Raw genomic sequence first — 10564 nt, forward strand, 5'->3', positions numbered from 1 at the left:
TTTTCATAGGCCTCTGTCATCATTTCTATTTCCATTGAATCTTCATATTTCTTAAGCAAGCGATCAAAAAGGTGTTTCGCTTGTTTTTTAACTATTTCTTTATTTTCTCCCCGAGCTTCATTTGTTAGATGATAATAGGCTTTTAATACCGCTAACATCACATAAACATCCCCTTGACCATAGTGAATGATTTGAAGAAATGTGTCACGTAACATTCTATCCAAGTTATACGTCTCTCGATAAACTTTTGCCTCTGATCCTTTTTCTTTCATAACAACGTACCCTTCTTTTAGAGTACACAATTCACCTAGTAATAATCCTAAACTATTAATACAAAAAATAGCAGTATTTGGGTCGTTTATTCCTGGTGATAAAGACCTTAACGCTACCTCGACAATTTTTTGAATCGAAAAATTAAAATCCTGATCTTCTGTCCGTCTCATTCCTACCAGCATAAGCTCATGCATTTCATCAATAATTTCTGAAGATTCAGCCTTGGGGGACTCAGATAATAATCCTCCTATCACTGCATCATTTGTTACAAACTGGCCGATCATCCTATCCAATCTGATTACGATAGTATGTTGTTTAGCTAGTTCAAATAGTTGCTCATAATCAACTTGTTGGATATATCCGTTCTGTCCCATTTTAATCGGGTATCCGGGTCCTTGCGCTTCAACACCTATTTTAGAAACAAATTCATATTGGTTGATTTCTTTTTTATACGTTGCAATGACTTCTTGGGCATGACTGTACAATCGATTAATTAAGTTACTAGCTTGGATATATTTTCCAACACTATTAATAAACAAGATAAAGTTAAATAAACCAAAAATAATATAGATAACTCCAATTGTCCCAGAAAGAATCGGTTTAGTCAGAAACTCTTCTCTAATAAATAGCATACAAGTAATGCTATAAATAAACCCACTAACAAATATACCAAATGATTTCATTGTTCGTTCATCTGAAAGAAAATTTTCAACTACACGAGGCGAGAACTCGCTCATATAAATACTCAATACAACCATCGTTGTCGAAAAAGTAAAGGTCGTAATAGTAATAAAAGCGCTAGAAACAACTCCTAAAACTGACTTTGCAAGACTGCCACTTGTTAATAAAAAGCTAGGTAAATACGGCCTCATATCAAACAAGTAGCCATTGTCTAAAAGCACAACGACTGCTGCTAACATTAGTGCTAGTATGCTATAAGCAACAGGATACAACCAGATACTTTTTTTTATTTTTTCATATCCTTGTTTTATTCTCACCCTTTTTCACTCCTTGTTTTAGACAATACTTTTACACTCTTAATAATCCACGAAATCCTCGAGCAGCATAGTATGACTCTGCTCCGTTATGGTATAAAAAGACCTGTCCAAATCGATAATCACAAAAAAGAGCACCACCAAGTTTTCGAATCTCAATCGGTGTCTTAACCCAACTAGATGTTTTCGCATCAAACACTCCTTTTTCTTGAAGTGCAGTGTATTGTTCCGGTGTTAACAATTCTATTCCCATCTCTGCTGCCATTCCAACTGCATTCTTATCTGGTTTATTCTTTTTCCTAGACTCTAACCCTTCAAAGTCATAGCAACTAGATCTACGGCCTTTAGGACTTTCTTGTGAACAATCACAAAACAAATAGTCCTTATTTTCATCATCATACCCAATCACATCAGGTTCTCCACCCGTCTCTTCCATTTCATTGAGTGACCAGATTTTTTCAGGATTTTCATTGAGTTTTGCTTCTATTTTCTCCCATTCAAGAAGTTCATGTCGTGTAATGTTATGTTTAAACCGTTCTTTCAAAATAGCCATCAACTCATCACGTCTCTCTTCTTCCACTCTTTTCTCATTTAACTTTGTCATAATGGCTCTCCCCTTTACTTTTTATCCTTAATAACGCTTTCAACATTTTTCTATTTAATTCAATAAAAAATACAGTAGTCTTATCTATCATAAATCAGCAACAATCAGTCTTTCTTTATTCTAACCTTTTTACAAAAAAAGTACCATTGTGAGCGATTAAGGACTCTAAGAATGATATTTTTTAACTAATAAAAAAAGTCTCTGACAAAAAAATATTGTCAAAGACTTTTTTTAGATAAATATTATCTGTTTATTGAACGTGAAATCATCGATACTGTATGACGTTGCCCACGAATCGCTTTGCTCATTGCAAAGATATTTTCAACAGGAGCTAAACCACCGTAGCCGGCATCACCAATATGCTGGATATCAACACCACATATTTTATTTTGTAGAGCCATATATTTAATCGTGTCTACGTCGGAACCTTCTTGACTTGTTCCAATAGCTGTCATGATTAAAGCACCTTCTTTATGAGCTAGCTTAACAGCTTCTTTCAATTCTTCTTTATCAAAACCAGGGACGGTTCCAATTGACGGAGTAAGAATAATATCTGCTCCAGCCGCAATTAATTCTTTTATAGCTGAAAGATCAGCTACTGCTTCATCAACTCCTGCACCATGCATTTTCCCTGCAATAATTAATCCTGAATAATGTTCTTTTGCATTTTTAACTGTTTCTAAAATTGCAGCGTTTGTTACACCTGTTCCTGGGTTACCCGTAAAGCAAACAAAATCTAAACCTAATTTTTCAATTTCTTTCAGAGTCTGAACGTTCGCTTGTCGACCTAAAGCAATTTCTTCTCTTTGCTCTAACATATCAGCAGACGTATCTACCGGTTCAAGATTAGCTCCAATTGGACGACCAACTAACTCATGTAATCGATTAACAAACGATCCTTCATACTCTCCGATAGCAAAAACATCAGGGTTTAATACATCAATTCCATTCAAAAGAATCAAATCTGCCCCAAATGCGCGTGCCATTTCTGAATTTGTAATGTCTCCAATATATGATTCACGAGGAGCCACATTTTCAGATAAAATCACACGACCCTCACTTGCTTTTATACTTTGCTTCAATTCTGTTGCACTCATTGATAATATTTCTGTAGCGTTGGCACTAATTAAGCGTTTAACCATTTTAATAACTTCCTTTCATTTTTTAGTAAAGTGGTGCATTTTCTTCTTGTGCTTTAAAACGTTTTTCAAGAGCCAAGAAGAATGGGAGATAAATGAGAATATCTAATATAATCAGTACAATTTGTAAAATTGATCCGTTTATACTACCTGTTGTTAAGAATCCACTTAAAATAGGTGGCATTGTCCAAGATGCAACAACTCTTGTTAAAGGCACAAGTCCAGTTGCCATCGCCGTGTACGCTACAATCGCATTAACAGCTGGTGCAAGGATAAATGGAATTAATAAAGCAAAGTTTAAAACGACAGGAACACCAAACATTGTTGGTTCGTTTATATTAAACAAACCTGGAACAACAGTTATCGGAGCTAATATTTTTGTTTGTTTACTTGTCTGTTTTTTACGAGCAATATAACCAAGTACCAATACCAAACCTATTGTTGCTCCACCACCACCGAGATAAACAAAGTTGTCCATAAATGCAACAGTGATAATATTTTTCATTTCAGTTCCTGCTTGATAAGCAGCAGTATTCTCAGCTAAATTAGTAATCCAGATTGGTTGCATAATTGAGTTTACAACGTTTCCACCGTGGATACCAATAAACCATAGTAAACTGTTTAAACCAGCAACAATCACTGTTCCAAAAATATTATTTCCTAATAACCCAAGTGGCCCGCCTAAGACAACCTGGGCTAGCTCGTGTAAGTTAGGCCAAGACATCATGTCGAGAACAGCATAAGTAATTAACCAAAATGTAATAATAACCGCACCAGGAATAATAGCACTAAAACTTCTTGCCACAGCTGGCGGAACACTGTCTGGCATCTTAATTTGAATGTCGTGTTTGATAAACCATTGATAAATAAATGCAGTAAATAATCCTAATACGATAGCAACAAACAAACCACTGGCACCAAGGTAACGAACCGTTAACCCTTCGCCTGCTTCACTTGCAATAAACGGTGTAACCATAACAAACGATGCCATAGAGATGATTCCGGCAGCAACGCCATCTACTTTGTACTGACTAGCTAAACTTTGAGCAATCCCAAAGCTGGCAACCAAGCCAATTAAACCGAAACTACTATTAACACCTTTCCATAAATAACCTGCAACACCAACTTTCCCTAACCAAGCTTCCCAACCTGGAACTGGAAAACTTGCAATAACCATAAAGATTGAACCAATAATGATTAATGGCATTGCTAGCGTAATTCCATCACGAATAGCTGTTAAATATTTGTTCGCACTCAACTTTGATGCAATGGGCATTAACTTTTCTTCAATAAAACTATTTGACTCAGACATAAAAACTCCTCCTATTAATTATATTTAATAACTAAACAATCGAGTGCAAGCCCTATCATTTAATTATTTGATTCTTTTTTGTTATTAAATAAAGTATATATTATTAATTTTATTTTGTAAACAACTATTTAGATTAATACAAAAAACCTCACTAATCGTTACAAAAAATAATTATTAAGGTATACTAGTCATACAGTCCTTCGCTACTTGAAAAAACATATAATTCTGTTATATAGTAAATCAACTAGCAATCACTTTATCTATAAAAACAGCGAAGAAAGAGGCTAACACTATGTACTTACCAAAGAAACAAGGCATACAGAAAAAGAGGATTTTAGATAAAATTTATGCCACTGGACCTATTTCAAGAATTGATCTTTCAAAAAAATTAGCGATTACACCTGCTACGATAAGCGAGATAGCAACCAACCTTATTTTAGAAAAACATATTCATGAATTAGGAGAAGACGAAACGACTAATAAACCTGGTCGAAAAAAAATTCTATTGACTATCTCGCCTGACTACAGTTATTATATTGGCGTCGAATTATCTGAAAAGTTTTTATCTTTTTGTTTAAGCGATAATATTGGTACGATTATAAAAGAAAAAATTATCTCTTATGATAGTTGGAACAATAACAAAACCTTAAACGATTCACTTTTTTCAGAAGAATTAACTCAATTTATTACTCAATGTGAAGACTACCATCCTTCAGCCATTGGTATTGCAGTACCGGGTCACTACGACTCACTTAACGAAAGTATAAAAACAAACAATCCCTTTTGGACTAACTTCTCTTTTACACATATTAAAGAATCTATTAAAATCCCTATTTTTTTGAAAAACAATGTGAAATGCATGGCTATTGCAGAGCGTTTATTTGGTGAAGATAAACAAGATCAGAATTTCATTTTCCTCCATGTCCGTCGAGGCATGTTCAATACCTACATGTACAATGGAGAAATATATGCGGATAAGAATCATTTAATCGGTGAAATTGGTCATACCGTTGTTAATCCAAGCGGTGAGTTATGTGAATGTGGGAAGAGAGGGTGTCTTCAAACCTATACGAGTGAGTCGTGGATAATCAATAAAGCTAAGCTACTTTACGAAAACACACCACATACTTTCCTTAAACAATTAGTTTCCAAAAAAGAGCAGCTTTCTATAGATACACTTATCAAAGCTTATCGACTAGGCGATGAAGGTGTTATTACACTAATTAATCAAGCCATACTTTATTTTTCTATTGCTATTAACAACTTATTAATGATGATGGATTCAGAAATTGTTTATATTCATAGCGAGCTATTTAGTGATCCTGAACTAGCATCCTACTTAAATCAGTCTATTGAAGACAATACTTCACTAGTGGACCTTCAAAATCCTACAAAGCGAATTTTCAAACCTTATCGTCCAATAAATGGCGCTCTAGGCGCCTGTGGATTATGTGTCTATGAAACATTTTAGAAATTCGCTATTTAATCGAAATAACCTTGTAATAGTAAATCAGACTCTATAATATGGTAATAAGAAAGAAACAGAAAGAGGCAACGCATTTATGAAAATTATCCAAGCAGAACCAGTAAATATCGAAGAGTTAAAAATACAAGCTACTACAAAAGATGATTGGGAACTTAGATTATCAGCTGTTAACGAGTTAGCAAAATACGATTGTCAAAAATCTCGATATATCTTAACAAAACTTGCATCTAGTGATCGCGTATTCGCAGTTAAAGAAGCGGCTTTCAACGCTGCTACAGCAATGGGAATTACGAAAAAAGGACTTCCTCTTGTATTAAAGAGAAGAGATATCGGATACAGTAGCAGAGACTTCGCTAAAATTTTTAGCCGTGTAAAAAGAGATTTACAAATGGAAGAATTTGACTTAATTTCTTTTAAGAAGCAATTCCAAGTCGTTAGTTCTGAAATGTATGATGTCATGCAATACGAAGAACAAGAAAATTTTGATTTATGGATGACTGCCTTATATGAGAATTTGCGTTAATTAATTGTAGAGTAAAAAAGAAGAACCAACATACAACATGTATGCCGGTTCTTCTTTTCTTTATAGTAACTAGTCTTTATTGTTTAAAATGATAAATCTTCTCCATTTGTTGCTATCACTTTTTTGTACCAATCAAAAGATTTTTTCTTAGAACGAGCTAATGTTCCGTTTCCTTTATTATCTCGATCAACATAAATAAAACCGTATCTTTTTTCCATTTCCCCGGTACCTGCACTGACTAAATCAATACAGCCCCAACTCGTATAACCCATCAAATCGACACCATCTAATTCAACCGCATCTTTCATTGCGGCTAAATGTGACGCTAAATAGTCAATACGATAATCGTCAACGATATTCCCATTCTCGTCCGGCTCATCGATAGCTCCTAAGCCATTCTCAACAATAAATAAGGGTTTTTGATAGCGATCATACAACGAGTTCATCGTAACTCTTAACCCTAATGGATCTATTTGCCAGCCCCATTCACTTTCTTTTAGATATGGATTCTTAACAGATGCAAAGATATTGCCTTCTGTTGTTTCATTTATCTTAGGATCCGTTGATACTACCCTTGAAGAATAGTATGAAAAGGAGATGAAATCTACTGTATTTTCTTTTAGCAACTCTAAATCTCCCTCTTCCATTTGAAGAGTAATTCCCTTACGTTCTAATTTTTTCAAAGCATATGATGGGTATTCGCCACGTGATTGAACATCAATAAAGAAGTAATTTTCACGATCAGCTTCTTGTGCTGCAAAAACATCCTCTGGTTTACATGAGTAAGGATAGTTGTGACCTGCAGCAAGCATACAGCCCACTTGGTTTTCTGGATCCACTTCATGCGCAATGCGAGTAGCAATCGCACTCGCTACAAGTTCATGGTGAGTTGCTTGGTATTTTACTTGTTCCTCATTTTCGCCATCTTCAAAATACAATCCTGCTCCCATAAACGGCGCATGCAAAATCATATTAATTTCATTAAATGTCAACCAATATTTTACGAGTCCTTTATAGCGACGGAAAATAACGTTGCATAAATTTTCATAAAAACCAATCATTTCCCGACTCCGCCAAGCACCATATTTCTCGACTAAATGCATCGGGCAGTCAAAATGTGTGATAGTAACTAAAGGTTCAATCCCATATTTATGACACTCTTTGAACAAATTTTCGTAGAATTGCAATCCTTCTTCATTCGGTTCCGCTTCATCTCCTAATGGAAAAATACGACTCCAGGCTAAAGATAAACGATACGTTTTAAAACCCATTTCTCCGAATAACGCGATATCTTCTTTATAATGCTCGTACATATTGATGGCTTCTTTGGCTGGGTAAAAATGATGATCATCAAAATCAAACATTTTTTTCTTCCCTGCAATTACTGGAAATCGATCTTCTCCAATTGGTGCAACGTCTACATTCGCTAGACCTCGCCCGCCTTTATTGTAGCCGCCTTCACATTGATTAGCTGCCGTAGCCCCGCCCCATAAAAAATCTTTTCTAAGTGCCATAAATATCCTCCTTCAATTTTGATAAACAAAAGATGTTACTTTTCTTATTTAAATCTAGGTAAGTACTTACTTTTCAGCATTCCTACTTATCTCCCTAAAAAAGAAACCGCCTACAAAATGATGAAAAAAGAATCCCTTTTATATAGTGTAACAGAAAAAGTGTTGCCTCTATCTTCTTAATCTAATAAATCACTAATAATTTTTTTCTCTTAGAAAAATCTTCCTTTGAAATTTTCAGATAAAAAACAAGTAGTGTATCCGCATTCATTTGATGTATAATTTATTATACAATTAGTAGTAGGTTTTTTTCTAATGATTTTTTTGAAAAGACTTAGTCTAAATGTGAAATAAAAAATAAAAGGAGAGCTAATCATGTCAAAAATATTTGTTTTAGGTGGTACAGGATTTTTAGGTTATTACACAATTAAAGAACTATTATCTAGAGGATATCAAGTTAAGACAATTGCATTGCCTCCATTGCCAAAAGAAGATTTATTACCTACTGAGGTAGAGTGTCATTTAGGGAACATGAATGACTTATCCGATACTGAAATACGTGACTTATTAAAAGATTGTGAAGGCTTCATTTATGCAGCCGGAGCTGACGAACGTACAACTCCTCAAAAACCGGCTATGAAGTTTTTCTATGAAGCAAATGTTCTTCCCACACAAAGAATAGCCCGTTTAGCTAAAGAAGTCGATATAAAGAAATTTGTCCTGTTTGGTTCTTATTTTGCCGAGTTTGCTGAGCGTTTGCCTGAGTATCATTTAAGAAATCAAGCTTATCCAAATACACGTTTGTTGCAAGAAGAGGTAGCTTTTGCAGAGGGTGAAGGCAGCATGACGGTTACTTCATTACGTTTGCCTTATATTTTTGGAACTATGCCTGGAAGAATGCCTTTATGGAAAATGTTTACGGATCAAATAAAAGGCAGACCTGTCTTTCCAGCTCTAAAAGGCGGAACAACTATGGTTACTGTTGAACAAGTAGCTGAAGCAGCTGTTGGCGCAATGGAAAAGGGTCAGCACCGTCACACGTATGCTATTGCAGCGCTAAATATGAAATTTCAAGATTTTTATCAAATGATGGTTGATGCTTTAGGGCAAACTGAAACAACTCAAGTTCCCATTGTTGACTATGAACAAATGAGACCAATGTATGAAGAAATGGATAGAAAAGCTGCTGAAAACGGATTGGAACATGGCATCCATATGGCTGTCATGTCTAAACTTCAAACCGAGGATTTATATATTGAACCGGCAGAAACGATGGTTGCTTTAGGAATAAAAGAACACGATGTCATAAAATCTATCAAAGAAACACTAAATAAATGCGTTACACCCTCTTAACTGAATTAGTCACACTTGAGAAGTTACAAGGATAAAGATGAAATTCTTGTTTTGAGTAGTATTTCAACCGCCTTATATTAGATCTTAAATAGACTTAAAACAATCCCTCTCAATTTTTCTGAGAGGGATTGTTCTAGTGAGTTCCATGTAAAAGAAGAATCAACTCTTTCGTTCGTTGAGCTGTTCTCTTCAAATTTTCTCCAGCACTTTGCATAGCCTCTTCCATCGTCGTAATAGAATCGATAACGGGTATAATACTTTGGATACCTGCTTCCTTAAATGCGGAAGGGTCCCCGGTAAACTCTCCGACAAAAGCAATTGTTGGAATCCCAAATTCTTTACTTAATCGGCTAATTCCAATCGGTACTTTTCCTTGCAACGTCTGGTTATCCATCTTTCCTTCTCCAGTTATAACTAAATCAGCATCTTCTAACAGTTTTTCTAATTGGACTTGTTTTGCAATTAATTCTATACCAGAAACTACTTCGGCATTCAGTATTATCCTAAATGCTGCGCCTATTCCGCCAGCTGCACCATCACCAGGTTGATCCTCTTTATTCTCTAAAAGAATACTTCTATAGCTTTCCATTGCTTGTTCATACAAATCTAACTCTCTTGGTAAAATACCTTTTTGTAATCCAAACATATGAACTGCACCATCTGATCCCGTCAGTGTACTGATTACATCAGCAGCGACGATAATGGTCGTATTTTTCAGACGTGGATCTAATTTTTTTTTATCAATACGTGAAATCTGATTTAAATTATTTCCGAGAGGTTCAAGTTTTTCTCCTTTAGTGTTATAAAAAAAAGCTCCTAAAACTGCTAGAGCCCCTATCCCACCATCAACAGTTCCTGTTCCTCCTAGCCCAATAATAATTGTTTTAGATTGTTTATCTAAAGCCTTTAAAATCATTTCACCTACACCAATTGAACTTGTGTTTTTAGGATGTGTCTTTTCTGTAAAATCCACAAATTGAATACCCGTAGTAGCAGCTGATTCAATTATTGCTGTTTTCGATTCCTCTACCCAACCAAAAGTAGTTGCAACTCGTTCTCCTATTAGATTATGGACAGTTACATTTTCATAAGCACCATTTATATTTTCTACAAATGCTTCAACTGTCCCTTCTCCTCCATCAGCAATAGCGATTTCTTTAACTTCAATTTGTTCATCTTGAAAGACTTCTTTAATGATACGATTGGCTTCAATACTGGTTAAAGAACCTTTCATTGAATCCATTGCAGAAATTATTTTCAACAAACACACTCCCGTCTTTATTCAGTCTTCATAAATGAGCCTTTTAAACATTATACGTTATAGTAAGCTATACTAAATCGACTAATCAATGCAGCTTAAAATCTAGT

Annotated in this window: 9 protein-coding genes; 3 read left to right on the forward strand and 6 right to left on the reverse strand. The window is 35.0% G+C overall.

All coding sequences use genetic code 11. The features are described from left to right. The 4 genes from WBF61_RS05595 to WBF61_RS05610 form a co-directional block, all read right to left on the reverse strand. A partial coding sequence (locus WBF61_RS05595) for a DUF2254 domain-containing protein (RefSeq protein ID WP_424254677.1) occupies positions 1-1271 on the reverse strand: 1271 nt, incomplete at its 3' end. A 31-nt stretch (positions 1272-1302) separates the two neighbouring features. Beyond that, complete coding sequence (locus WBF61_RS05600) at positions 1303-1872, reverse strand: DUF4256 domain-containing protein (protein ID WP_424254678.1); 570 nt, start codon at positions 1870-1872, stop codon at positions 1303-1305. A gap of 242 nt (positions 1873-2114) precedes the next feature. Beyond that, on the reverse strand, positions 2115-3014 hold the full coding sequence (locus tag WBF61_RS05605; protein WP_424254680.1) for a haloacid dehalogenase-like hydrolase: 900 nt from the start codon (positions 3012-3014) through the stop codon (positions 2115-2117). Positions 3015-3036: 22 nt separating this feature from the next. Then, entirely contained in the window at positions 3037-4323 is a 1287-nt protein-coding gene (locus tag WBF61_RS05610) for a PTS sugar transporter subunit IIC (RefSeq protein WP_424254682.1), read from the reverse strand. 292 nt (positions 4324-4615) lie between these two features. Here WBF61_RS05610 and WBF61_RS05615 point away from each other — a divergent pair, with 292 nt between their 5' ends. Both WBF61_RS05615 and WBF61_RS05620 read left to right on the forward strand, forming a co-directional pair. After that, positions 4616-5794 carry an ROK family protein gene (locus WBF61_RS05615; protein ID WP_424254684.1) on the forward strand — a complete coding sequence of 393 codons (1179 nt, stop codon included), beginning with the start codon at positions 4616-4618 and terminating at the stop codon, positions 5792-5794. Positions 5795-5885: 91 nt separating this feature from the next. Continuing rightward, complete coding sequence (locus tag WBF61_RS05620; protein ID WP_424254685.1) at positions 5886-6332, forward strand: HEAT repeat domain-containing protein; 447 nt, start codon at positions 5886-5888, stop codon at positions 6330-6332. Between the two features lie 83 nt (positions 6333-6415). On the opposite strand, the gene WBF61_RS05625 is transcribed toward WBF61_RS05620, so the two are convergent. Then, a complete protein-coding gene (locus tag WBF61_RS05625) occupies positions 6416-7846 on the reverse strand; it encodes a 6-phospho-beta-glucosidase (RefSeq protein WP_424254687.1) in 1431 nt (476 codons plus the stop codon). A gap of 372 nt (positions 7847-8218) precedes the next feature. Here WBF61_RS05625 and WBF61_RS05630 point away from each other — a divergent pair, with 372 nt between their 5' ends. Then, complete coding sequence (locus WBF61_RS05630; RefSeq protein ID WP_424254689.1) at positions 8219-9196, forward strand: NAD-dependent epimerase/dehydratase family protein; 978 nt, start codon at positions 8219-8221, stop codon at positions 9194-9196. 133 nt (positions 9197-9329) lie between these two features. Here WBF61_RS05630 and WBF61_RS05635 read toward each other — a convergent pair whose 3' ends face one another. After that, a complete protein-coding gene (locus WBF61_RS05635) occupies positions 9330-10457 on the reverse strand; it encodes a glycerate kinase (protein ID WP_424254690.1) in 1128 nt (375 codons plus the stop codon). Positions 10458-10564 lie beyond the last annotated feature (107 nt).

Origin of the sequence: Carnobacterium sp., from assembly GCF_049673005.1 — a bacterium.
GTDB lineage: Bacteria > Bacillota > Bacilli > Lactobacillales > Carnobacteriaceae > Carnobacterium_A.